Annotated in this window: 21 protein-coding genes, 1 riboswitch and 1 other annotated feature; of the genes, 14 read left to right on the top strand and 7 right to left on the bottom strand. The window is 53.1% G+C overall.

Annotated elements, in window-relative coordinates; translation table 11 throughout:
- Window positions 1-32: 32 nt before the first annotated feature.
- Window positions 33-1,367 (bottom strand): APC family permease, encoded by a 1,335-nt coding sequence (locus ACFQ88_RS38360; protein ID WP_379463065.1) that lies wholly within the window; start codon window positions 1,365-1,367, stop codon window positions 33-35.
- 96 nt (window positions 1,368-1,463) lie between these two features.
- Window positions 1,464-1,564, bottom strand: a riboswitch (guanidine-I (ykkC/yxkD leader).
- A 441-nt stretch (window positions 1,565-2,005) separates the two neighbouring features.
- On the opposite strand from ACFQ88_RS38360, the gene murC reads away from it, so the two are divergent.
- Window positions 2,006-3,301 (top strand): UDP-N-acetylmuramate--L-alanine ligase, encoded by a 1,296-nt coding sequence (gene murC, locus ACFQ88_RS38355; RefSeq protein WP_379463063.1) that lies wholly within the window; start codon window positions 2,006-2,008, stop codon window positions 3,299-3,301.
- A gap of 143 nt (window positions 3,302-3,444) precedes the next feature.
- On the opposite strand, the gene ACFQ88_RS38350 is transcribed toward murC, so the two are convergent.
- The 3 genes from ACFQ88_RS38350 to ACFQ88_RS38340 all read right to left on the bottom strand — a co-directional run bounded on the left by ACFQ88_RS38350 (window position 3,445) and on the right by ACFQ88_RS38340 (window position 5,718).
- Entirely contained in the window at window positions 3,445-4,386 is a 942-nt protein-coding gene (locus ACFQ88_RS38350) for an aldo/keto reductase family protein (RefSeq protein ID WP_239628182.1), read from the bottom strand.
- 332 nt (window positions 4,387-4,718) lie between these two features.
- Entirely contained in the window at window positions 4,719-4,892 is a 174-nt protein-coding gene (locus ACFQ88_RS38345; RefSeq protein ID WP_379463061.1) for a DUF3189 family protein, read from the bottom strand.
- Window positions 4,893-5,049: 157 nt separating this feature from the next.
- Window positions 5,050-5,718 (bottom strand): O-methyltransferase, encoded by a 669-nt coding sequence (locus tag ACFQ88_RS38340; RefSeq protein WP_239628180.1) that lies wholly within the window; start codon window positions 5,716-5,718, stop codon window positions 5,050-5,052.
- Between the two features lie 129 nt (window positions 5,719-5,847).
- Between ACFQ88_RS38340 and ACFQ88_RS38335 the strand changes: the two genes are divergently transcribed.
- Window positions 5,848-6,774: a LysR family transcriptional regulator gene (locus tag ACFQ88_RS38335; protein WP_379463058.1), complete on the top strand. Its 927-nt coding sequence runs from the start codon at window positions 5,848-5,850 to the stop codon at window positions 6,772-6,774.
- 34 nt (window positions 6,775-6,808) lie between these two features.
- On the opposite strand, the gene ACFQ88_RS38330 is transcribed toward ACFQ88_RS38335, so the two are convergent.
- Entirely contained in the window at window positions 6,809-7,753 is a 945-nt protein-coding gene (locus ACFQ88_RS38330; protein WP_239628175.1) for a DNA-3-methyladenine glycosylase family protein, read from the bottom strand.
- A 202-nt stretch (window positions 7,754-7,955) separates the two neighbouring features.
- Here ACFQ88_RS38330 and ACFQ88_RS38325 point away from each other — a divergent pair, with 202 nt between their 5' ends.
- The 3 genes from ACFQ88_RS38325 to ACFQ88_RS38315 are packed head-to-tail and all read left to right on the top strand — an operon-like array spanning window position 7,956 to window position 9,758.
- A complete protein-coding gene (locus ACFQ88_RS38325; RefSeq protein WP_379463056.1) occupies window positions 7,956-8,534 on the top strand; it encodes a bifunctional transcriptional activator/DNA repair enzyme AdaA in 579 nt (192 codons plus the stop codon).
- Window positions 8,521-9,036, top strand: a complete 516-nt coding sequence (locus ACFQ88_RS38320) for a methylated-DNA--[protein]-cysteine S-methyltransferase (RefSeq protein WP_379463054.1) — start codon at window positions 8,521-8,523, stop codon at window positions 9,034-9,036. Before ACFQ88_RS38325 ends, ACFQ88_RS38320 begins: the two co-directional genes overlap by 14 nt.
- A complete protein-coding gene (locus ACFQ88_RS38315; protein WP_379463052.1) occupies window positions 9,033-9,758 on the top strand; it encodes a 2OG-Fe(II) oxygenase in 726 nt (241 codons plus the stop codon). The genes ACFQ88_RS38320 and ACFQ88_RS38315 overlap by 4 nt, the downstream gene beginning before the upstream one ends.
- A gap of 1 nt (window position 9,759) precedes the next feature.
- Here ACFQ88_RS38315 and bcbE read toward each other — a convergent pair whose 3' ends face one another.
- Window positions 9,760-11,007, bottom strand: a complete 1,248-nt coding sequence (bcbE, locus tag ACFQ88_RS38310; protein WP_379463050.1) for a bacillibactin exporter BcbE — start codon at window positions 11,005-11,007, stop codon at window positions 9,760-9,762.
- A 126-nt stretch (window positions 11,008-11,133) separates the two neighbouring features.
- On the bottom strand, window positions 11,134-11,307 hold the full coding sequence (locus ACFQ88_RS38305) for a hypothetical protein (protein WP_379463048.1): 174 nt from the start codon (window positions 11,305-11,307) through the stop codon (window positions 11,134-11,136).
- A 149-nt stretch (window positions 11,308-11,456) separates the two neighbouring features.
- Window positions 11,457-11,697: a binding site (T-box leader), on the top strand.
- Window positions 11,698-11,779: 82 nt separating this feature from the next.
- On the opposite strand from ACFQ88_RS38305, the gene ACFQ88_RS38300 reads away from it, so the two are divergent.
- The 9 genes from ACFQ88_RS38300 (at window position 11,780) to ACFQ88_RS38260 (ending at window position 22,216) form a co-directional block, all read left to right on the top strand.
- Window positions 11,780-13,444: a glutamate--tRNA ligase gene (locus ACFQ88_RS38300; RefSeq protein WP_379463046.1), complete on the top strand. Its 1,665-nt coding sequence runs from the start codon at window positions 11,780-11,782 to the stop codon at window positions 13,442-13,444.
- A gap of 86 nt (window positions 13,445-13,530) precedes the next feature.
- The gene (locus tag ACFQ88_RS38295) at window positions 13,531-14,034 is read left to right on the top strand and encodes a CYTH domain-containing protein (RefSeq protein ID WP_379463044.1); all 504 of its coding nucleotides are present in this window, start codon (window positions 13,531-13,533) and stop codon (window positions 14,032-14,034) included.
- Window positions 14,035-14,122: 88 nt separating this feature from the next.
- Complete coding sequence (locus tag ACFQ88_RS38290) at window positions 14,123-14,377, top strand: cold-inducible protein YdjO-related protein (protein WP_239628154.1); 255 nt, start codon at window positions 14,123-14,125, stop codon at window positions 14,375-14,377.
- A gap of 273 nt (window positions 14,378-14,650) precedes the next feature.
- On the top strand, window positions 14,651-15,613 hold the full coding sequence (locus ACFQ88_RS38285; RefSeq protein WP_239628153.1) for a carbohydrate ABC transporter permease: 963 nt from the start codon (window positions 14,651-14,653) through the stop codon (window positions 15,611-15,613).
- Entirely contained in the window at window positions 15,610-16,455 is an 846-nt protein-coding gene (locus ACFQ88_RS38280; protein WP_239628152.1) for a carbohydrate ABC transporter permease, read from the top strand. Before ACFQ88_RS38285 ends, ACFQ88_RS38280 begins: the two co-directional genes overlap by 4 nt.
- Window positions 16,456-16,597: 142 nt before the next feature.
- The gene (locus tag ACFQ88_RS38275; RefSeq protein WP_379463041.1) at window positions 16,598-18,373 is read left to right on the top strand and encodes a cache domain-containing sensor histidine kinase; all 1,776 of its coding nucleotides are present in this window, start codon (window positions 16,598-16,600) and stop codon (window positions 18,371-18,373) included.
- Entirely contained in the window at window positions 18,351-19,958 is a 1,608-nt protein-coding gene (locus ACFQ88_RS38270; RefSeq protein WP_379463039.1) for a response regulator, read from the top strand. Before ACFQ88_RS38275 ends, ACFQ88_RS38270 begins: the two co-directional genes overlap by 23 nt.
- A gap of 107 nt (window positions 19,959-20,065) precedes the next feature.
- Window positions 20,066-21,367: an ABC transporter substrate-binding protein gene (locus ACFQ88_RS38265; protein WP_379463037.1), complete on the top strand. Its 1,302-nt coding sequence runs from the start codon at window positions 20,066-20,068 to the stop codon at window positions 21,365-21,367.
- 21 nt (window positions 21,368-21,388) lie between these two features.
- Window positions 21,389-22,216, top strand: a complete 828-nt coding sequence (locus tag ACFQ88_RS38260; RefSeq protein ID WP_379463035.1) for a sugar phosphate isomerase/epimerase family protein — start codon at window positions 21,389-21,391, stop codon at window positions 22,214-22,216.
- Window positions 22,217-23,028: the final 812 nt, after the last annotated feature.

Raw genomic sequence — 23,028 nt, 5'->3', positions numbered from 1 at the left:
GCCTCCCATTAGCAGGGAGGCCATTTTTCTTTTTAAACAGAGGTAGGCTGCTTCAAATCCGGGGCTTCGCCGGTACGGCCGGCAGTAGACCATTTGGTGCGGTACAAGTGGTAAGATATGCCGAGCAGCAGCCAGACAAGGCCCATAATCAGCGCGTCTTTGTCCAGCAGCGACAGCAGCCAGCTGATGAAGCAGGCACCGATGAGCGGACAGATCAAATATTTAATCGTTTGCGTGAACGAGCGCTGCTTGTCTTTCCAGTAGCATTGTGCGATGACGGACAAGTTGACGCAAATGAAAGCGGACAAGGCTCCGAAGCTGACGAACTTCACCGCCATCTCCAGATCGATGACCAAAGCTAACAAGGAGATGACACTAACAATAATAATATTGTTCGTAGGCGTGTTGAATTTCGGGTGAACGAAGCCGAAACACCGTTTGGGCAAGATCGAGTCACGGCCCATGACATATAACAATCGCGATACGCTGACGACGGATGACAAACCCTGCGTGAAGATTGCCATGATCAGCACCGTGATGAACAAGGAGCTCAGCCCGGCTCCTCCGACCATTTTTACAAGCTCGAATCCCGCAGTGTCTACGTTATCGAAGGTCATGGCCGGAAAAGCCAATTGCGTCAATACGGATGGACCGGTGTACAGTACGATCGCTGTGAAAATGATGATCATAATGGCTCGCGGGATCGTTTTTTCCGAACGGATGGTTTCTTCGGACATCGTTGTTATGGAATCGAAGCCGAGAAAGGAGAAGCAAATAATCGAAGCGCCGGCCAAAATAACGGATATAGGCACATCGCCGGAAAATAACGGTTGAACCGGTTGACCCGAGGACATCAGCTTGTTGACGAGAACGGTGCAGAATATGGCGATAAATCCGATTTGAATTAAAACGAACAGCTTGCTGAGGTTAGCAGAGAAATTGATTCCGATAATGTTAACGACAGCGAGCAGAAGATTCAAAGCGATGATCCATATATATGCGGGAACGGAAGGGAACTGCGCATGGAGGTAAATGCCGAAGGTCAGGCAGGCAATGATCGGCGAGAACAAGTAATCCAGCAGGAGCGCCCAGCCTACCAAAAAGCCGAGGTAAGGGTGGATGGCCCGTTTGGCATAAGCGTAAGCGGAGCCGGAGGTGGGGTATTTCTTGGACATGACGCCGTAGCTGAATGCGGTGAAAAAGATGGCGATGAAGGCAAGCAAATAAGCCTGGGTCATCATGCCATGCGAGTTCTCGTAGGCAATGCCGTAAACCGAGAAGTAAATCATCGGGGTCATCCATGCGAGACCAAGAAATACGACTTGAAATAGGGTTAGCGACTTGCGCAGGGTTGCTTCTTCTTTCATGAGGGTACACCCTTTCCTTAGGCTTGTTAAAGTACATCACAGGCTGTGCCCGTGTTATGAACAACAAAAAAAGCCCAGGAGAGTATCGTTACGATCATCTCCCGGGCTTTTATCCCTCCGTGAACACAGCGTCGGCCGTGCGTTTTCTCTCGGACCAGGCCGGACATCCATTCCGCGGAACCCTAGAAAACAAGTATTATGTTATTTAACATTACATAACCTGCTGTTGAAAGATGGTAACTTTCGAAATCAGCGAGGATGAGCTTTGTTTTATGTTAGTTAATATAACATAAAAGTTATCATTGTGGAAGAGGTTTGCAAAAAAAACATCAAGATTCATTTTGGTGTTAGAAATAATGGTGTAATCATGTCGTGCAGCGATGAATGTTCTTTTTTACTGGATTTGATGGCAGAAAATATGACGTATACTTATTTGGGGAAATCCCTAGTCGTATAAGGAGTCGGCTGAGGGGCTAGAATGATAGACAAGACAGTGATTTATCAGGGTTTAAAGGTTGCTTCGTTATTAAGAATCTCGTACAATAAGTCCATTGTAAAAAAATATGGGCTGTGAAAAGCACTTTGAAATCTTTTACATATACTGTAGGCATGTGACTATATAGCTGCGGGGGTTAGCAATGGCGAACTATCATTTTATCGGGATTAAAGGCAGCGGGATGAGTGCGTTGGCACAAATGCTGCATGATCTTGGGCATAACGTCCAGGGCGAGGACATCGAGACTCATTTGTTCACGCAGACCGCGCTTGATGCGCGCCATATTTCTATATATCCTTTTGGGGAGGGGCCGCTTGTCCTGCCGGATTTGACGGTTATCGTATCGAATGCGTTTACCGACGATCACCCGGCGGTGGCTCGCTGTAGGCAGGCGGGGTATGCCATCGAGCGGTATCATCATTTTCTGGGCCAGTGGATGCGCGAGTATACGAGTATTGCTATTACAGGCTCACACGGCAAAACGACGACAACCGGCATGATGGCTCATACGCTGGGAGCCGTAAAACAGGTCAGCAGCCTGATTGGCGACGGTACGGGAAAAGGAAGCGCCGGTGCCGAGCTGTTCATCTTCGAGAGCTGTGAGTACAAGCGGCATTTCCTTGCATACCGGCCGGAAATTGCCGTGATCACAAATATAGATTTCGATCATCCCGATTATTTTGCCGATATTCAGGACGTGCGTTCCGCTTTTGAGGAAATGGCTTCGCAAGTCGGAAGGCAGCTGATTGTTTGTGGTGACGACCCGCAAGTAAGACAGCTGCAAACTAGCAAAAAGCTGCTCAAGTACGGGTTCATGGAGCATAATGATCTGAGAGCGTCGGAACCGGAAGTCGCTGAAGGTGGAGTTGCCTTCGAAGTGCATTGGCGTGATTCGAAGCTGGGGCGGTTCGTCATTCCGACCTTCGGCAGACATAACGTCCTGAACGCATTGGCCGTTATCGGAACGGCGCTGCTGCTGGATCTGGACCTGGAACGCATTCGCGAGAGTATCGCGACGTTTGCCGGCGTGAAGCGGCGGTTTACGGAGAAGCAGTGGAAGGGCAACGTGCTGATCGACGATTACGCCCATCATCCGTCCGAGATTACGGCGACGCTGGAAGCGGTACGGAGCAAATACCCCGAGAAGCGCGTCGTAGGCGTGTTTCAGCCTCATACGTTCAGCCGCGTGGAGAAGCTGATGGATGATTTCGCTGTATCGCTGCGCGCGGCTGACGACGTATTCTTATGCCCGATCTTCGGCTCGGCCAGAGAAGTGTTCGGCAGCGTTTCGATCGAGCAGCTGAAGGCGCAAATTCCGAACGCCCAGCTCATTTCGGAATGCAATGTCGCCGACTTATCCGGCTATGAAAACAGCGTGCTGGTGTTCATGGGCGCGGGAGACATACAGAAATATCAAGTGCTGCTGGAGCAGCTGTAACCATAACGAAGAAGAGGCTGTCCCTTGGCGACAGGCTCCCTGCGCGGCAGGCAGGCGAATAGGAATGCCTGCTGCTGTGAGAGGAGCCTGTCTTATGCCGGTAAACCGGCGAGGGACAGCCTTTTTATGTTGGTGAAGTGAGATTAGCCCTTCAAAATCTCCTCGATGGCATTCAGCACATCGTCGGACAGCTTGATGCCGCTGGCTGCACAGTTCTCAACGACCTGCTCCGGACGGCTTGCGCCTACAAGAGCGCTGGCTACGTTGTCTTGGCGGAGAATCCATGCGATCGCGAGCTGGGATACTTTGATGCCAAGCTCGTCGGCGATTCTGGAAATGCCCTCAACCTTGGTCAGATTCGTTTCGTTCAGCTGCTTCTCGCCCCAGTTTTTGCTGGCGGCGCGGCTGTCGGCTGGTACCGGCTGGCCGAGACGGTATTTGCCGGTCAGCAAGCCTTGTGCCAACGGCGAGAATACGACTTGGCCGTAGCCTTTTTCCTTGCCGATAGGGATGATTTCCTTCTCGATGTAGCGGTTGAACATGTTGTACACCGGCTGGTTGACGATGATTTTGTCCAGCAGCAGCTTGTCCGCAATGGCATACGCTTCCACGATTTGAGCCGGACTCCACTCGCTTACGCCGATATAGAGCACTTTGCCTTGGGTTACGAGATCGTCCAGAGCGCGAAGCGTCTCTTCAAGCGGAGTTTCTTTGTCATAACGGTGGCAGTAGTAAATGTCGATGTAATCGGCGCCAAGGCGCTTCAGGCTCGCATCGCACTGCTCCATAATATGTTTGCGCGACAAGCCGCGGTCGTTCGGTCCTTCGCCCATTTTATTGAATACTTTCGTTGCCAGCACATAGGATTCCCGCGGATATTGGGACAGCGCTTGGCCCATAACCTTCTCCGCTTCGCCCCGCTCGTACATGTTGGCGGTATCGAAAAAGTTGACTCCCAATTCGTAAGCTTGCTCGATAGAACGGACGGCATTATTGTCATCTACGTAACCGCCATATGTGAGCCAGCTGCCCAAGCTGATTTCGCTGACTTTTAGACCGCTGTTGCCCAGTTTCCGATATTGCATTGGTATAACGCCTCCCATAGTATGTTGTTGCGGTTTTTCACAACCCATAAATTATTATAGAAATAATAGCGGTTTTTGGTAAGAGCTGAAAAAGAGTTCATTTAGTTACTCTGAGGTGTCTCACTTACGTTGAGGTAACTGGCTTGAGAGCGGGGTCGACGTTGAAATGACGCCTAAAGCGATAACGACAAAAAAGCCGCGAAAGGAAGCGGCATCATAATGGATGGAAGCGCAGCCGAAGGCGACAACGGCCCGGTAATGATGGAGGGGCAAAGAGCTGATTGATAGCGGAGGCAAGTATAAGCCGATGAGGCATCAAAATATAGAAGACGTTACTCTTTGTTTTGAAGCGATGTCAGCGGTGAAGAGGCGTTTCGCGCTGCATTCCTTGTATGATCGACAAGGTTTATGATATTTTGATACGTCTGTTTAGCTCCCAATACAAGTAGAGGAACTCTGATGAAGTCGATTTTTAAAGCCTCTGAAAACATTCCTCCTATGGTCATGTGTGAGTACCTCCGAAATCATGATAAATGTAGATCATAAAGCTCCCTCCCGGCTGTGTGGGGTTCATGCCATCTGTTTTATTTTTCCATTCCCATAGGAAACTATGCACAAGAAAAAGCCGGCTCCAAGGGCCGGCGCGGGACAGCGAGAATTCAGTTAACCGGTAACGATGCCGAGGGAGAAGCCGTCGTAGCCTTTGCTCCCAACGGTTTGGATAGCCGTAGCTTCGATTCGGGATTCCTCCGACATGAGCTCGAAAAACCTCTGTACGCCTTGAACGCGTGCGTCCTGGGTAAGCTTATTGGTGACCTCTCCTTCACGGATGACGTTATCGCCGATAATAACTGTCCCGGGGCGGGACAATTTGAGTGCCCATTGCAGGTAACCCGGATTGTTAGGCTTGTCGGCATCGATAAAGATGAGGTCGAACGGTTCGACGCCCTCCGCCTCCAGCATGGCCAGCTGATCCAGCGCGCTGCCGATCCGAACGTCCACTTTGTCCTCCAGCTGTGCCGAAGCGATGTTAGCCCGTGCTACCCGTGCATGCAGCTCCTCCAGCTCCAGCGTGATCAACACGCCGTCCTGCGGCAGTGCTCTCGCCAACCAGATGGTACTGTATCCGCCTAACGTACCGATCTCCAAAATCCGCCGGGCTCCCATCATTCGGGCAAACAAATGCAGCAGCTTCCCTTGGCCCGGCGTTACGTCATAGGGCGGCAAGCTTGCTTGTTGATTGGCTGCCAGCGCTTTTTCCAATACAGGGTCATACGGTATGAGACGCTCCTCGATATAACGATCGACCTTTTCCCACGTAGTTGGATGCATCCGTTCCAGCTCCTTCTTTGTTTTGTGCTTACAGGTTCAGTATAAAGGAGTCAAAATGATAAATATAATATATAATAAATTCATATTTATATATTTTGTATATGACTTTGCGAAGGAGAAGGGGTAAAAGTGAACCTGCATGCTCTGCGGTTATTCCATGTGATTGCCTCGACCGGAAGCGTAACGCGAGCGTCGGAGCTGTTGAATATCAGCCAGCCGGCAATTACCGCTCAAATCAAGAAGTTTGAAAAGGAACTGATGCTTCCTCTGCTTAAGCCGCAAGGAAGAGGAATCGCGCTAACGGATGCGGGAGAAGAAATTGCGATACTAGCCGATAGGCTATTTGCCGTAGAACAAAGAATCGAGCAGTTCGCGGAGGACTACCGCAACGGCTTGAACGGCAGCATTCGTTTGGCTGCGACATACTTGCCGGCACATTTCCTCATCCCGGCCTGGATCGCCAAGTTCAAGCAGCAGTATGAGAAGGTGGAGATGATTATTACAACGACCAATTCCAGCGATGCGATGAAGCAGCTGCTGCAAGCGGACGTCGATATAGCCATCTATGGAGGTATTGCCGAGGAATACCCGGACACGATTGAGACCGAAGAGCTGTTTCAAGACGAGCTGTGGTTCGTGGTGGCGCCAGGCCACCGCTATGCGGAGCGGCATGTATCATTGGCCGAAATGATGAAGGAGCCCTTCGTCATGAGAGAGGTAGGCAGCTCCACGAGGGAGCGGCTGTTATCCTTGTGCCGGATCTATAACACGGCGGCGCCTGTCATTCCTCTGCAGTTCAACGGACTGCACGAAGCGATTACGGCGGTGAAAGCGGGATACGGAGCGAACTTCGTGTCCTCCCTTGTCGTGCGAGACGATGTAGAGCGGGGAGTGCTGTGCCGGGTATATGTCGAAGGCATCCGCATGACCAATACTATCGCTATCTGCACGCGCAAAAACGAGCCGCTGCAAGCACCCGCAGCGAATCTCATACGGATGATCCGCGACAATCCGTACCGCAGTATGCCGCAGCAGCCCCCGGCGGAAAGCTCATAGTCAACCGCCGGGCGGGCAGATGACGCCATCTATGTCAATAGAGCGTTCTCCATAAATAAAAGGTGGCGTAAGCCTTCCACTCTCCCCATGGGGCGGAAAACTGCTTCAGCTGCTCGATGGACGGCTTCGTCTCCAGGCCCAATACATGCTTCACGGCGTTATGCAAGCCTACATCGGCGATGGGAAAAGCGGACGGAGCTCTCAGGCAGCGCATCAGAACGTAATTCGCCGTCCACGGTCCTATGCCGCGGATGCTCACGAGCTCCTTCTCGATTGCCTTCGGCTCGCCGATGTCGAGCAGCTGCTGCTTGGACAAAGAGCCTTCGGATATTTTCTCTGCGACGCCGATGATGTACTCGGCTTTTTTGCCGGTGAATTGCAGCGGAGTCAAATCGCTGACGGATAGACGAGCTATTGATTCAGGCTCCGGGAACAGCCAATAGGCACGGCCGTTCCAGACAACCGATTGGCCGAAGGCTTCGACGAATCGTCTTTTCAGCGTATAGGCGAACGCGAGATTGATCTGCTGGCCGATGATGCCCCAGCTCAGCGCTTCGAAGAGATCGGGAATGCCGACAATATGCAGTCCTCGGAACTGCGGAACGACGACGGACAACAGCGGGTCCTGCTCGGACAGCTTATAGAACGGCTCCAGATCGACGCCGAGATCGAGCCATTCCCACACATAGTCCGCTACGGCTGCTCGCTCCCCGGGCTGCAGAGCTGCGGCTTCGTCCATGAAACGGATCCGGATCGTTTCGTCCGGACCGCCGGATACTTGGACCAGAGCCAGACTCTGTCCGGCTTGGATCAGCTTGTAAATGGAACCGTGTTCAACATGGAACATGCACTCGTTAGACGATCGGGTCAAATAGCCGAGCGTATGCTCAATACTGAATCCCGAAGGCGGATACAGTGTCAAGCTCGATTCATGATCTTCCCATCGGTCAGGGGGGATAAGATGGCTGTTTGCGCTCATAAGGTCTCCTTTTCATGCAGCGGCAATACGGTGTTGAAAATTACCGTTACCGTGATTGACGTATTTCGAAGCAATCGTTTGTATCTATTATTTGTTGTAACATAGTTTCATCCCGACGGCTTTTGTAATCTTGCTATCCTATTCTAAACACCTTACGCTGCGGCTGCAAATACGGGTATACTGTGCTTGGAGGTGAGAGGCAATGAACGATGAGATATGGAATGCGATCATCCATAACGACAGCTCCTATGACGGATCCTTTTTTTACGGCGTCATGACGACGGGGATCTTTTGCAGGCCTTCCTGCAAGTCCAAAAATCCGAACAAGGAGCATGTGAAAATATTCCAAACGGCCGACCAAGCGTTAGCCGAAAAATTCCGCCCTTGCAAACGATGCAGGCCGGACGGTCAACGGATGCCGGATCAGGAGTGGGTAGCTCAGATTTCCGAGTTTATCGAGCGGCATTACCCCGAGCAGCTGACGCTTCAGGTACTCGCGGATTCGCTGCACGCGAGCCCGTACCATCTTCAACGCACGTTCAAGCGGGTCCGGGGAATGACCCCTGCCGAGTATGTGCAGCGAATCCGGCTGGAGGCGGCCAAGGAGCGGCTCGCACAAACCGATCAGGCCGTGACGGATATTGCTGCCAGCGTAGGGATTCCGAATGCGGGGCATTTCGCTACGGTGTTTCAGAAGAAGACGGGACTGTCACCGACCGATTACAGAATGGCAGCGGCGACAAAGCCGCAAGAACGGAGGGATGGATATGGAAAGCGGTAATACGATCTATTGGGCACCGTTTCAAAACGGGTCATGGACGATGCATATAGCGGCAACGGAAAAGGGGCTTTGTTATGTCAACTCGCCGTTCGGACCGTTCAGCATGATGGCCGATTGGCTGCAAAAGCATTATCCGGGCTGCACATTAGTCCGGGACGATGACCGAATGCAGCGCTACAGCGACGAGCTGACGCAGTATTTGCAGGGGGCCAGCAAGCATTTCGAGCTGCCGCTCGATTTGCACGGCACCCCGTTCCAGCGGTCGGTCTGGACCGCGCTGCTAGATATTCCGCGTGGAGCGACCTGCTCGTATTCCGATATCGCGGAATCGATAGGCAAGGGGAACGCGGTGCGTGCCGTCGGGGCTGCGATTGGCGCGAATCCGGCGCTGATGGTTGTGCCTTGCCATAGGGTCATCGGCAAGAACGGGGCATTGACCGGCTATCGCGGCGGGATGGAGGTCAAGGCCGAGCTGCTGCGATTGGAGGGGATTCAATTATGATCCCGTTGGAGCAGCTCGCGATAGAGGATCGGATCACGGCACTCAATTGGCCGGCGATCCACCGCTCCTTGGACGAATCGGGCTTCGCAACGATTCCCGCCTTGTTGTCGCCGGAGGAGTGCGGCCGGCTGATGCAAATGTACGACGATCCGGCCTTGTTCCGCAGCCGGATCGTCATGGAACGGCACAGCTTCGGCAAAGGCGAGTACCAGTACTTTGCCGCCCCGCTGCCAGCGCCGGTCGATCAGCTGCGCGACGGCTTATATCCCCGGCTTGCCGAGGCGGCGAATCGTTGGCTCGGCATGTCCGGGGAGGAGCCGGCGTATCCGGAGCGGCTCGCCGACTTTTTGCAGCAATGTCATGCCAAGGGGCAGAGCAAGCCGACGCCGCTCCTGCTGAAGTACGAGGCCGGCGGATTTAACTGCTTGCACCAGGATTTGTACGGGGAGTCGTATTTCCCGTTTCAGGTCGTCTTCGTGTTAAACCGGAGTATGACCGATTTCACGGGAGGCGAGCTGCTGCTCGTCGAGCAGCGGCCGCGGATGCAGTCGCGGGGCCATGTCATCACGCTGGCGCAGGGCGAAGCATTGATCTTCCCTACGCGGAATCGCCCGGTGCAAGGTTCCCGCGGCTATTACCGGACGACGCTGCGACATGGCGTCAGCACGATTGCCTCAGGGCGGCGGTACAGTCTTGGCATCATTTTTCACGATGCGCAGTAGCTTAGGTCCGCGGCTCCATATTTCCTCGCAGGCCTGTCAGGCCGGCGGCTTCGGCGTTCTTCGGCCGGATGGCGAACAAAGCTGCGATGGCGGCGGCCATGCAAAGAGCCGATATGACATAGAACATGACGGATACAGACATTTTCATCAAAACCGAAGCAAGCGGAGGACCAGCGGCAACGCCGATAAACCGCATGGAGCTGTAAATGGATGTGATCGTGCCCCGCTGCTGCTTCTCAATCCCCTCCGTAATCATCGCATCGAGACAGGGCAAGGCGGCCCCGATGCCCATCCCGGCGAAGGCCATCAGCGCAATCACCAAATACAACGAATGAACCATGCCGCAGAGCAGAATACTGGAGGCCAGCAGCGTAATGCCGGCGAACGTAATCCATTTCATCCGCTTCTTGTTTTTGCCTATTGCTTTGCCCGTGGCAAATGAGCTGACGCACAATACGGCGAGCGGAATGGCGAGCACGCAGCCTTTTAGGATTCCGTCGATATGAAATTGTTCCTCCAGCGCATCGGATAAGTAAAACAAGGTTCCGAAGATAACAAGCATGCACAGACCTCCGACGGCGAAAATGGCGTATAGCCAGCGGCCCTTCTGTTTGAATATGCTGCGGACGCCAGCTAGAAAGCTGCTGAAGGATGCAGGCGGCGCGTCCCCCTCCTTCGGCGGTGTTTTCACCAGGAACAGGACGAGCAGCATCGAGACCGCGCAAAAAACCGGGATAGCCAAAAACGGCAAATACCAGACGATGAAAGCCAGCGCCGAGCCGAGGATGGGACTGAGCACTTTACCGAACGTATTGGCCGTTTCCACAACACCGAGACCGCTGCTCACATCGCTTTCCTGCTTGAACAAATCCCCGACCAGCGGCAGTACAATGGGGAACGCGCCGGCGGCCCCGATGCCTTGAAGGGCGCGGCCGAGCAGGATGACCGTGTACGAATCCGTCATTTTCCACGCGGCAAGCCCGGAGATTAAGCCCCCGATCCCTGTAATAAGAAGGCTTGGAATGATGACCGTCTTGCGGCTCCATCGGTCGGACAAGTAGCCTGCGAGCGGGATAAGCACGATCGCCACGGCGGAGTAGACGGTGATCAGCAGGCTGACTTGAAGGGACGATACCCCAAGCTTGCTGCGAATGGCGGGAAGGACGGGAATGAGCATCGAGTTACCGAGAGTCATGATTAGCGGGATGGAGGCGATGGAGATCAGATCCCACTTTTTATCGTTTTCCATAAGGCACCCTGCTTCCTGATCGCATTAATTAATATTAATCATATGAGCTTTGTCGGAAATAAACTGGCGACCTTACTATGCCCACTTCGGAGTCGTCTAATCCGCGCAATAAAAAAAACGACCCGGCTATTGCAGCCTGTAGTCGTCGATTTTCGAACCGTCCTCCCATACTTCCACAAATAAAGCATCGCAATCCTCGAAATCGTCCGTCTTGAGCGATAATGCTTTCTCCTCGTCGGTGGTGACGTATACGTTATCCATTTGTTCCTCTTGCAGCGATATGACAATATAAATTTTCATGGCGCAGTCTCTCCCTCTAGCATCGTAATCAGCGGCTATGTATAGAATACCACAAAGAGCCGCTTTGTCATCTTATGGTCAGGCAGCAGCGGATGCGTATTGACTTGAACGACCCGATATGATATCGTGTTGATAATTTTTATATCGTACAAACGGCGATGAAGAGGAACAGTAGGCAGGCGGCCGAATGACAGAGAGCCCATGACGGTGGAAATTGGGTATTCGATCCTGGCGAACAGAAGCCTCGGAGCATCGGACTGAAAGAGGGAGTAAGTCCGGCGGGTCTTCCCGTTATAGAAGAGCGCTTTTTTGTAATGCAATAGGCGCTGTGAGTGGGTTGCAAAACCAAAGCAGGTGGTACCGCGGAAGCACTGGCCTTTCGTCCTTGGATAGGACGGAAGGCTTTTTTGTATTGCATCGCAGCGCGGGAATGGTTCCGTGGCCGAAAAAATGATGAAAGGAAGTGGAAGTTATGACGTATGATCAACAGCTGGCGGACCGGTTATTCCCTAATGTGACGCTGCTGCCGCAGGACGTCATTGCGCAATACCCAAGAAGAGAGCTTGCAGCGGCGGCGAAAGTAACCCGGTTCGCTCCGAGTCCTACCGGCTTTCTCACCATTGGAGGACTGTATGCAACCTTTATTTCCGAGCGGCTTGCCCACCAAAGCGGCGGCGTCTTTTTCCTCCGAATCGAAGATACGGACCGCAAGCGCGAGGTGAAAGGGAGTATCGACGGCATTATTTCCGCTCTGGACTATTTCGGCATCCGGCGGGACGAAGGGATAACCCACTCGGATGGGGAGAGCGGACGGTATGGTCCGTACAAACAGAGCGCAAGAGCTTCTATCTATCATGTATTTCTTAAGCGGCTGGTGGCAGAGGGGCTAGCATACCCCTGCTTTTGCGACGCAGAGGAGCTTAACGCGATCCGGGAGGCTCAAGGGAGGCGAAATGAGCCTACCGGCTATTACGGAGACTGGGCGGTGTACCGCCACGCTGCTCCCGAGAAGGTTCAAGAGCAGCTGGACGCTGGAAAGCCGTATGTCATTCGTTTGAAGTCGCCCGGCTCCGCGGATCGGAAAATCCGGATTACGGATCTGATCAAAGGAGAGCTATCGATGCCGGAGAACGTCCAGGATATCGTCCTCATGAAATCGGACGGCATACCCACGTATCATTTTGCCCATGCGGTAGATGATTATTTGATGGGAACGACGCACGTCATAAGGGGGGACGAATGGTTGTCCTCGCTGCCGGTTCATGTGCAGCTGTTCGAAGTGCTCGGGCTGCCTGCGCCGGCATACGGGCATCTTGCGCCGATCATGAAAATGGACGGAGCCTCGAAGCGCAAGTTCAGCAAAAGAAAGGATCCGGATGCAGCCGTTTTGTATTATCAGCAGCAAGGCTTCCCCGGTGACACGATTTCCGAATATTTCATGACGCTGGCGAATTCGAATTATGAAGAGTGGAGAAGCGCTCATCCCGACGAGCCTTACCAGCATTTCCTCCTCGAAACGAGCCGAATGAGCGCCGGCGGGCCGTTGTTCGATATGCATAAGCTCACGGACATCAGCAAGGACGTGATTAGCCGCATGACGGCGGACGGCGTCTACGCGCAATGTCTCGATTGGGCGAAGGAGTACGACGATAAGCTGTACCGGCACTTATCGGATGACCCTGATTATGCGAAGCGAGTATTCAATATCGGACGGGGCGGCGCCAAGCCGAGAAAAGATTTGTCCCGGTGGTCGGACGTGCGACCGGTGTCCGGCTATTTCTTCGACGGCTTGTTCGAGAGCGGCGGAGCCCGCGCGGAGACGATCCTGCCGCCTAATGCCGGATTGCCTCGTGCCAAACGGATCGTGGAGCTTTATATGGAAACCTGGGATTACAAAGACGACAGGGACAGCTGGTTCGAGAAGATGAAGCATACGGCAGAACAGGTAGGCTTCGCCAAAGACATGAAGAGTTTCAAGAAAAGCCCCGACAGCTACCAAGGGCATGTAGGGGATGTGGCCATGGTATTGAGAGCGGCTTTGACACATAGCGCCTTTACACCGGATTTGTACGACGTCATGCAGGTCATGGGTGAGGACAGAGTCAGATTGCGCTTGAACCGGTTTGTTGGACGATGAGCACACTAGTTGTGTTATTATAATACCGGATAGAGGTTGTCCGGCCTGAAGGGTCGCGAAAGGACGCGAGAGGAGTTAATGAGACGATGGGAAAAGAGATCGAGAGAAAATTTTTGCTGCCCGGGTATCCGGAGACGCTGATAGAGAGCAATGAGATCAAGCTTCTATCGCAAAAACGGATTTATCAGACCTATTTGGCTTTTTCCGAGGATCAGGAGATCCGTGTGCGCGAGCTAGTCGATAACGAGGGAAATTCCTCCTTCACGCATACGTTCAAGGCGGGTCATGGAATGATAAGAGAGGAGATCGAGTACGCCATATCCGAACGCATTTACCGCCAGCTGTTGGGCAATACCGGGCTCGTTCCTCTGGAAAAGATCCGCACGAAGGTAGAGCAGGACGGCTTCATCTACGAAATCGACGAGTACAAACAGATCGAGCTGACGGTTGTAGAAGTGGAATTTGACGATGAAGCGGCTGCGCAATCCTTCGAAGCGCCGTCCTGGTTCGGGAGAGAATTGGGGCAAGAGGAGGAGTACCGCAACAAGTCGTTGTGGATCGGATTGCAGACACAAAAAGTTCGCGGTTAAAATTTGCATTCAGGGGTTGATAAACTCGCTCTTCTGTATAATAATAAAGAGTCTATAAAATGAACGATACAGGGAGAACAGGTTCAAAATGCAAACGACGACTTCAGATGAACAAGCACGGGAACTGACCGAGCAGCCCGCTCAGGAGCAAGAGCTGCAGCAGGTCGAGATTTGGAAATGCAAGGAAACGAGCTGCAAAGCGTGGATCCGCAGCGAATTCGTAACGGAGGCGAAACCGGCCTGCCCGTTGTGCAAAGGCGCGATGGTCCGAAGCTACAAGCATGTGCCCGTAGTGAAGAAAAAGGGGAACAAGAAGTTTATTGTAGGAAAAAGACGTCTGTAGTAGGACGATACATATACACTCCTACGCAAAGCAGTGCAATTGGTTGTACGCAGCAGGTTACCGGCTATAGGCCGGTAGCCTTTTTTGTTGTCCGGGACATGATGCAAAAGCTGATTTTCTTAGAAGCGACTCTATGGTTGTCTTCACTTTTGGTGAATCGTTTCTTGTTCGATTGTGAAAAAGAAGTGTTCATTCCCCTCATTTTAGAGAATTGCCCCTTCTTTTATACTTTGAGTAAGAACAAGGAAACTCTTTAAGAAAAGGTGGGCTACCATGAGTACACAATCGACAACGCTTTCTGCGAAAAAAGCCGCCCGCAAACGGACCTTTTCCTTTTCCCTCAAAGGCCGATGGGAATCTCCGCTTGCTGGATATCTGTTCATATCTCCGTGGCTGCTGGGCTTATTTCTGCTCACATTATGGCCAATGTTTCAGTCCATGTACTACTCCTTTACGAAGTTTACGCTGCTCGATACCCCCGAGTGGATCGGCTTGCGAAACTATGAGCGCATTTTCCAGGATGACGATACGTTCCGCCAGTCGCTGAAGGTAACGCTGCTTTTCGTCGTTCTGTCGGTGCCGCTGAAGCTGTTCAGCGCCTTGATGGTGGCCATGCTGCTGAACAAGAAGATCAAAGGCATCTCGATCTATAGAACGCTCATTTATTTGCCGTCCTTGATCGGCAGCAGTATTGCCGTAGCGGTGCTGTGGAAAAATATTTTCGGCATCGACGGGTTTATCAATAAGCTGTTAAATGTATTCGGCATTCAGGGCATCAGCTGGATCAGCAGTCCGGGAACGGCTCTCGGCACCTTGATTTTGCTTGTCGCCTGGCAGTTCGGCTCCTCGATGGTCATTTTCCTGGCGGGACTGAAGCAAGTGCCAACCGAGCTGTATGAGGCGTCCTCGGTGGACGGCGCATCGAAGGTAAGGCAGTTTTTCCAAATTACATTGCCGATGCTTTCCCCGGTTCTGCTCTTCAATCTGGTGCTGCAGACGATCGGATCGTTCCAGATGTTCACGCAAGCTTTTATCATAACCAAAGGCGGTCCGGTAAATTCCACTTATATGTATGCTCTGTACTTATACGATCGGGCGTTTGCGCGCTATGACATGGGCTACGCTTCCGCGCTGGCATGGATTTTGCTGGTCATTATCGGTATAGCTACCGCGCTGATTTTTGCCTCCTCTAAATACTGGGTGTTCTATGAGACGGAAGGGAGCCGGAAAAGATGAATACAACTACGAAGCGATCGATTCGCACCCACGTGCTGATGACTCTGTTCAGCCTGGTTATGATCTATCCTATATTATGGTGGGTTGGAGCGGCATTCAAATCGAACGATGAGATGAGCTCGCCTTCTCTGTTCCCGACGACGTGGCTGTGGAGCAATTTCACCGACGGCTGGACGGCGATCCCCAAGTATACGTTCACGCATTTTTATATCAATACGTTCGAGCTGATCTTGGGCGTCATTATTACTTCGGTGCTGTCGTGCAGCCTGGTTGCGTTCGGCTTTGCCAGACTGGATTTTCCGTTAAGAAACTTCTGGTTTTCCATTCTAATGGTTACGCTGATGCTGCCGACGCAGGTGACTCTCGTTCCTCAATACATCATGTTTAATGCTTGGGGCTGGGTCAATTCGTACTTGCCGTTTTATGTGCCTCACCTGCTCGCCGGGGGCGTCGGAGGACCGTTCTTCATCTTCCTGCTGGTACAGTTTATTAGAGCCATCCCGAAGGAGCTCGATGAATCGGCCAAAATGGACGGCTGCAGCTGGTTTGGCATCTACTGGAGAATTGTGCTCCCTCTGACGAAGCCTGCGCTTGTGACGGTCATGATCTATTGTTTCCTGTGGAATTGGGACGACTTCTTCGGTCACCTGCTGTACATCAACTCCATCGATAAGTATACGGTAGGACTGGCATTGAAGCTGTTCGTCGACAGCCAATCCGCACTGCCTTGGGGGCAGCTGCTGGCGATGTCGCTCGTCTCGGTAATTCCTTCTCTTATTATCTTTTTCATGGCGCAGCGCCATTTTGTGGACGGCATTGCTTCCGGTGCGGTGAAAGGGTAGAATAAGGCTGAACATAAGCCCGAATGCGGGGTTAACGATATGAAGAAGTTGGAAAAAGCTGCGTACGTATCAGGCAGCTTTTTTCCTGCTTTTGCTGTTTTGTAACCGATTTACGGGGGATGGCGAGGGGGAATGGACAACGATGCCGAATCTGTTTAAGCGTACGCGTATCGACCGGCTGTTCTTTGGCAGCTTTGCCGCGTGTATTGCCGTGCTGCTGCTGGTATTTACGTGGATCAGCTATCATATTACGTCCCGGGAGCTGGTGAACAATACATCCTATTATCAGCAGGATTTGCTGAACGAATTGAACAAGCAGCTGGATATTCAGCTGAGGTCGATTGAGCAGATGTCGCTTGCGGCATCGCGGAATATCGATACGGTAGGCTTCGATCCGCTGGAGAAGGACTCCTTCGAACGGCTGCGGAGGAAAAAGGATTTGCTCAATATGCTCGCCAATATTACGTACAGCACGACCATGGTGCACTCGATTTATTTGTATATGGAAAATCCCGATTTGACCGATTCCCAGGCGCCTGTACAATTCAGGGATATTCGGCAGGTCACAGGCGAAAGCTGGTTCCCGGAAATCCAGAATAACGATTTTACCTGGATTGCCGAGCATACGCTGGCTACGAATACAGGCCCGCAGAAATTCATCGGCTTTGCGCGAAAGGTATATAACAATTCCGGCAAATATTACGGCATGCTGGTGCTTAATGTGAAGGCCTCCGCGATTGAGAGCTTAATACGGGGTGGAACCGACGGCAGAAGCCGGCTGCTGCTGGATGCAGGAGGCAAGACGATATCCTCAATTGGCGGAGTCAAGCTAAGCGGCGAGGAATTGAACCGGATCCGGAGCATGCCGGACAGCTCGGGAAGCATTCGACTTCCTGCGGCGGCGGGACGCGAGGATTCGCTCCTGGTCTGGAACAAAACGCGGTCCGACTGGGTACTCATCGAAGCAACTCCGTGGAATTCGATTGTCCGCGGCAGCGTGAAGCTGGCGTTTATTTTGGTGACCATCGGCTTGTCGGCGATCTTTATCGCATCCTTCTTTACTTTATTTTTGTCACGGCAGTTTACGAAGCCGATCCGGCAGCTGGTCTCGATTATGGGGAGGCTGCCTGCCAGCAGGCCGGCGGGTATGCTGCCGACGGATTACACCAATGAATTCGGCACGCTGTTCCATGGCTACCGCAGGCAAATGGAGCGGATCGACGAGCTGCTACTTTCTTTGAAGGAACAGCACAAGCGGCAGCGTGAAGCGGAAATACAGGCGCTGCAGGCGATGATCAATCCGCATTTTTTATACAATACGCTCGATCAGCTGAACTGGATGGCCATTGAATCCGGACAGGAGAAAATTAGCAAGATGGTGTCGCTCATGGGCAAAATGTTCCGGATCGGCCTCTCGAACGGCGAGACGGTGATCCCGATACGGGACGAAATCAGCCATGTGGAAAGCTATTTGCAAATTCAGCAAATTCGCTGGGGCGACCGTTTATCCTATACCATCAAGACCGACGAGGCATTGCTCGATCTGTATATCCCCAGGCTGACGCTGCAGCCATTCGTCGAAAATGCGGTCATTCATGGGTTCCATGGGAGACGGAGCGGGGAGATCGTCATCGAAATGCAAGGTCATGATCGGGAGATCGAATTCCGTATAATCGACAACGGCAAGGGCATAGACCCGGATTGGGATAAGCGGAAGCCGCGGAAGACCGGTGGCTACGGCTTTAGAAACGTCAAGGAACGGATAGCCGCCTACTTCGGGGCGCCTTACGGTGTGGAGCTTTATAATAGGGAAGAATTGGAGCAGTCGCAAGGAACGGTCGCGGTCATCCGGTTGCCGGAGATTCATAATAAACAGGAGGCGGAGGAGAGGTTCGATGTGGAGAGTCCTAATTATTGACGATGATTTTCAAGTGCTGGAGGGGATGAAGCGGTCCATCCCGTGGGAGCAGCTGGAAGCCCAATGGGTAGGCGAAGCAATGGACGGCAAGGAAGGCTTGGCTGTCATTAAGGAGACGAATCCGGATATCGTCATCACCGACATCTATATGCCGGTCATGAACGGCCTGGAGATGATCGAGCAGCTTAGGGAGGAGCGGTATTCCGGGGAAATCGTCATTCTGAGCGGCTATTCGGATTTTCAATATGCCCGTCAGGCGCTTCGTCTGCAGGTGAGTGATTATTTGTCCAAGCCGGTGACGCTGGAGGAGCTGCGCACGGTGCTGGAGCGCGTCATCAAGGAGCTGGAAGCGAAGGAGCTGCAGAAGCTGGAGCAGGAAGAGGTCAGGCGGCGGCTGATGATGTACGAGCCCTTCGTGCAGAAGGAGTGGCTGAAATCCGTCGTAACAGGCACGTTCGACAAAGCGGTGGCGGACGAAAGCCTGAAGCTGTCCGGCAAAGCTTACTGGCAGCAGCGAAGCCACGCGGTTATGGGGATCGAGCTGACGAATACGGTCCGCATCTCGAACGTGACGCTGACGGATTGGAATTTGTTCCGTTTTGCGCAAGCGAACATTATTCGCGAGCTGCTGGCCGAGCAGTGGCCGGAATCGGAGCTGGTCGAGCTGCACAGCCACCATGCGGCGATTGTATTCCATATGACGCAAGGGCTGTCACTGGAGGAAGCAGTGCACAAGCTGCAAGCGATAGGGGACAGCATCGTCCATTTCATCCGAAAATATCTCCAGCTTGAAATTCGGATTGGCATCGGCAGTATCAAAACGGACTGGAAGCAAATTTCCAACTCGACGGAGGAAGCCTTCCTCGATTTGCTGCGGCAGACGATTACGAACCAGGGCGACTCCGCTACATTGGCGGCAGGAGAGGAAATTGCCATACGCCCGGTTAAGTTTTATCAGGAGCTGGCGGAAGCTATCGTCTACTCCAGGGAAGAGGCGACGCGCTCCATCATCGACGGCTATGTGCAGCAGCTGCGCGAGATGCCGGCCATTACTCCGGCTTATTTGCAGTATTTATGCTCGGAGCTGTGGACGATTTTTGCCTACGCGCTGCACACGGCCGGTATCGTGCTCGACGAGCTGTTCCCGGATAGTCCGGTAGCGCAGGAGATCGGCAAGATCGCTACGATCGACGATTTCAAACAGTGGCTGCAGGACAAAATCCGCGTGATCGGCTCGAGCCGCGGCTGGAACGAGAATTCCCGGCATAAGGACGCCGTCGATTTCATGATCGATTATGCCCATAGCCGCTACTCCGAGGAAATCAATCTGGAGGATTTGTCCAAGCAGCTGTACTTGTCCCGCAATTATTTGAATCAGATATTCAAGAAAGCGACGGGCGAAACGTTCACCAACTACGTGATCCGCGTGCGTATGGAGAAGGCCAAAGCCTTGCTGCTGGAAGGAAAATCCATGATTTATGAAATATCAGAAAAGGTAGGGTACAAGAACGTGCCTTATTTCAGTTCACTCTTCAAAAAGTATTACGGGATGAATCCGAGCGAGATCGGCAAAAAAACGTTGTGATGAATAGTGATAGAAATGTGTTCATTACTCTCATTTTTCTGAATCCCCGTCCTTACTATAATGAATTTATCAGGGCACGCACTGAATACAGGAAGGGGTTAGTTCATATGAATAAGCAGATACGTACATGGGGGCTGCTGTCCTTGGCTGCCTTAACGGCAGTGAGCATGGCGGCATGCGGTTCGGGAACAAAACAGAGCGGCGGCGAAGCCAGCCCGGCGGCGGGCGGCGGAGACAAGCCGGTGAAGCTGAGAATCGTCTGGTGGGGCTCGCAGGCCCGGCACGACGCCACGCTGAAAGCGCTGGACGCCTACACCAAGAAACACCCTAACGTCACGTTCGAGCCGGAATTCAGCGGTTTCGACGGGTATGCGGATAAGCTAGCTACGCAGGCTGCCGCGAAGAATGCTCCCGACATCATCCAGATGGACCCTGCATGGCTGTTCGAATATGCGGGACGCAACCAGCTCGCGGACTTGTCCAAAGGCGTCGCTACTACGGATATCGACAAATCGCTGCTCGACTCCGGCAAATACAAAGATAAATTGTATGCGATTCCATTAGGCAATAACGCCACCGGCATGGTATTCAACAAAAATGCGGTCGATAAGCTCGGCGTCACTCCTCCCGCCAACGGCTGGACATGGGATCAGTATTTCCAATTCGGCAGAGACGCGAAAGCGAAGCTCGGCAAAGACAAGTACGCGCTGATGGACTCCACATCGGATTACACCGTATATTCGGCATACCAGATCAGTCAGGGCAAAGGGTACCCGATTACGGTTGACGGCAAGTTCAATTTCGATAAAGAAACATGGCTCAACTATGTGAAAATGTATTCGGACCTGAGAAAAGAAGGCGTCGTACCTCCGCCGGACGTAGCAAGCACGGACAAAGAGTCCGATGCCAAGCTGGATTTGATGAACAACGATACGGTTCTGATGAAACGCAGCTTCGCCGCTCTATTCCCGGGCTACGACGGCGTGAAGCCGGGTACGTATACGCTCGTTACGCAGCCGAAAGGCGTGCAATCCAGCGGCTGGCTGAAGCCTTCCATGTTCTGGTCGGTGAGCGCAGATTCCAAATATGTTGAAGAATCCAAGAAATTCATCGACTGGTTCGTCAACGATCAGGAAGCGGCCGACATTCTAGGTACAACGAGAGGTGTTCCCGTCTCCAAAAAAATTCTCGATTATATGACGCCTAAACTGACTCCGAGCGATAAACTGCAAATCGAGCTTATCAAGAACGTGTCGCCTGATGCGCAGCCGTTCAATCCAGGGGCGAAGGGCTGGAGCAATTTCACGGCGAAAGATTACAAGGACATCGGAGAAAAGGTGATGTTCGGCAAAACGACGCCGGAAGCCGCTTTCGACGAGCTGGTTAAAAAAGCGAAAGACTATCAATAAGAGAAGACAGGAGCAATCGATATGATTACACTGACCGGCTTTGCCGATGAAATCTCACCCGATTTGGAGCTTCAGCTGGACGTCATGGCTTCCGTCGGCATCTCGCATATAGAGCTTCGCGGAGTATGGGGGAAAAATGTGCTGGATTTGTCGGACGAGGAGGTCGCGCAGATCAAAAAACGGCTCGATGAGCGGGGATTTCGGATCTCCTCCATCGGGTCGCCGATTGGCAAAATCTCGGTGACCGACGATTTCGAGCCGCACTTGATCCGCTTCCGGCGCGCCATCGAATTGTCTCGAGCTTTTGAAGCTCCTTATATTCGCATCTTTTCGTTCTTCATCCCTGAAGGACACGACGCCGGCGACTACCGTGAGGTCGTACTGGACCGGATGAAGCAGCTGACCCGGATTGCCGAGCAGGAAGGCGCCCAGTTGCTGCATGAGAACGAGAAGGACATATACGGCGATGTCGGCGAGCGGTGCCTTGATATTTTGCAAGCATGCGATTCTCCGCATCTGCGCGGCGCGTTCGACCCGGCCAACTTCGTCCAATGCGGCGTTCGGCCGATGACGGAAGCGTATCCGCTGCTTGCCCCTTACGTTGATTACATCCATATCAAGGATGCGATGATGGGCAGCGGAAAAGTCGTCCCTGCGGGCGAAGGGGATGGAGAGCTTCGCGAGCTTGTCCGGGAGCTGAAGCAGCGCGGCTATGCGGGCTTCATGTCCTTGGAGCCGCACTTGTCGGCGGCGGAGACGTTCCAGGGCTACAGCGGGCCGGAGCTGTTCGTGACGGCGGTTGAGGCGCTTAAGAAGCTGCTCGTGGAGCAGGACGTAGCGTGGAATTAAGATGTATTGGAAGCCGGCCGGATGGCCGGCTTTTTGCTGTTTGTGGAAGATGCGAATGGGGGGATGGCTGTTCGTTTGCGATACTAGGATAAGGTGAGGGTGCTCAGGGAAGGGGAAACCTGCTAAACGTGATAATGGTAAGCACCAGTGGACTAGAAGTGGAGCAAGCGTGGTAAACCCGGAAAGAGCGGCAAGTCTGGCAAACTTGGAGGCCTGAATATACGGGAGGGGGAAGCGTGGGACGGCCGGGAGGTAAGCTCGGTAAGCCCGGTAAGGCTGGTACCTCCGGCAACTGAAAGTCCGGAAGCCCGAAACTGGGAAATGGGCAAGCGTGAAACTGCCTGGGAGGTAAGCCTGGAAAGCCGGGCACCTCCTGCAACTGGAAAGTCCGGAGCCCGAAAGTGGGAAAGGGGGCAAGCGTGGAACGGCTTGGGAGGTAAGCCCGGAAGCCCGGAAGGCCCGGAAAGCCCGGAAAGCCCGGAAAGCCCGGAAAGCACGGAAAGCACGGAAAGCCCGGAAAGCCCGGAAAGCATCCGGAAAGTCCGGAAACCCCGGAAACCCCGGAAACCCCGGAAACCCCGGAAACCCCGGAAACCCCGTAACCCCGTAACCCCGTAACCCCGTAACCCCGTAACCCCGTAACCCCGTAACCCCGTAACCCTGTAACGCCGTAACTCCAAACCCCAAACCCCAAACCCCAAACCCCAAACCCCAAACCCCAAACCCCAAACCCCAAACCCATAACCCCGTAACCCCCGAACCCCCGAACCCCCGAACCCCCGAACCCCCGAACCCCCGAACCCCCGAACCCC

The sequence above is a fragment of the Paenibacillus sp. NPDC056579 genome, from assembly GCF_042793215.1.
Taxonomy (GTDB): Bacteria; Bacillota; Bacilli; order Paenibacillales; family NBRC-103111; genus Paenibacillus_S.
The sequence above is the reverse complement of the archived record's forward strand: the minus strand, read 5'-3'. Positions and strand labels throughout refer to the sequence as shown.

Coding starts and splice junctions, on each gene's coding strand:
- murC (WP_379463063.1), top strand. CDS start 2,006: ATGGCGAACTATCATTTTATCGGGATTAAAGGCAGCGGGATGAGTGCG.
- ACFQ88_RS38280 (WP_239628152.1), top strand. CDS start 15,610: ATGAATACAACTACGAAGCGATCGATTCGCACCCACGTGCTGATGACT.
- ACFQ88_RS38260 (WP_379463035.1), top strand. CDS start 21,389: ATGATTACACTGACCGGCTTTGCCGATGAAATCTCACCCGATTTGGAG.
- ACFQ88_RS38360 (WP_379463065.1), bottom strand. CDS start 1,367: ATGAAAGAAGAAGCAACCCTGCGCAAGTCGCTAACCCTATTTCAAGTC.
- ACFQ88_RS38345 (WP_379463061.1), bottom strand. CDS start 4,892: ATGACCATAGGAGGAATGTTTTCAGAGGCTTTAAAAATCGACTTCATC.
- ACFQ88_RS38285 (WP_239628153.1), top strand. CDS start 14,651: ATGAGTACACAATCGACAACGCTTTCTGCGAAAAAAGCCGCCCGCAAA.
- ACFQ88_RS38340 (WP_239628180.1), bottom strand. CDS start 5,718: ATGCATCCAACTACGTGGGAAAAGGTCGATCGTTATATCGAGGAGCGT.
- ACFQ88_RS38320 (WP_379463054.1), top strand. CDS start 8,521: ATGGAAAGCGGTAATACGATCTATTGGGCACCGTTTCAAAACGGGTCA.
- ACFQ88_RS38265 (WP_379463037.1), top strand. CDS start 20,066: ATGAATAAGCAGATACGTACATGGGGGCTGCTGTCCTTGGCTGCCTTA.
- ACFQ88_RS38330 (WP_239628175.1), bottom strand. CDS start 7,753: ATGAGCGCAAACAGCCATCTTATCCCCCCTGACCGATGGGAAGATCAT.
- ACFQ88_RS38350 (WP_239628182.1), bottom strand. CDS start 4,386: ATGCAATATCGGAAACTGGGCAACAGCGGTCTAAAAGTCAGCGAAATC.
- bcbE (WP_379463050.1), bottom strand. CDS start 11,007: ATGGAAAACGATAAAAAGTGGGATCTGATCTCCATCGCCTCCATCCCG.
- ACFQ88_RS38315 (WP_379463052.1), top strand. CDS start 9,033: ATGATCCCGTTGGAGCAGCTCGCGATAGAGGATCGGATCACGGCACTC.
- ACFQ88_RS38270 (WP_379463039.1), top strand. CDS start 18,351: ATGTGGAGAGTCCTAATTATTGACGATGATTTTCAAGTGCTGGAGGGG.
- ACFQ88_RS38300 (WP_379463046.1), top strand. CDS start 11,780: ATGACGTATGATCAACAGCTGGCGGACCGGTTATTCCCTAATGTGACG.
- ACFQ88_RS38325 (WP_379463056.1), top strand. CDS start 7,956: ATGAACGATGAGATATGGAATGCGATCATCCATAACGACAGCTCCTAT.
- ACFQ88_RS38295 (WP_379463044.1), top strand. CDS start 13,531: ATGGGAAAAGAGATCGAGAGAAAATTTTTGCTGCCCGGGTATCCGGAG.
- ACFQ88_RS38290 (WP_239628154.1), top strand. CDS start 14,123: ATGCAAACGACGACTTCAGATGAACAAGCACGGGAACTGACCGAGCAG.
- ACFQ88_RS38275 (WP_379463041.1), top strand. CDS start 16,598: ATGCCGAATCTGTTTAAGCGTACGCGTATCGACCGGCTGTTCTTTGGC.
- ACFQ88_RS38305 (WP_379463048.1), bottom strand. CDS start 11,307: ATGAAAATTTATATTGTCATATCGCTGCAAGAGGAACAAATGGATAAC.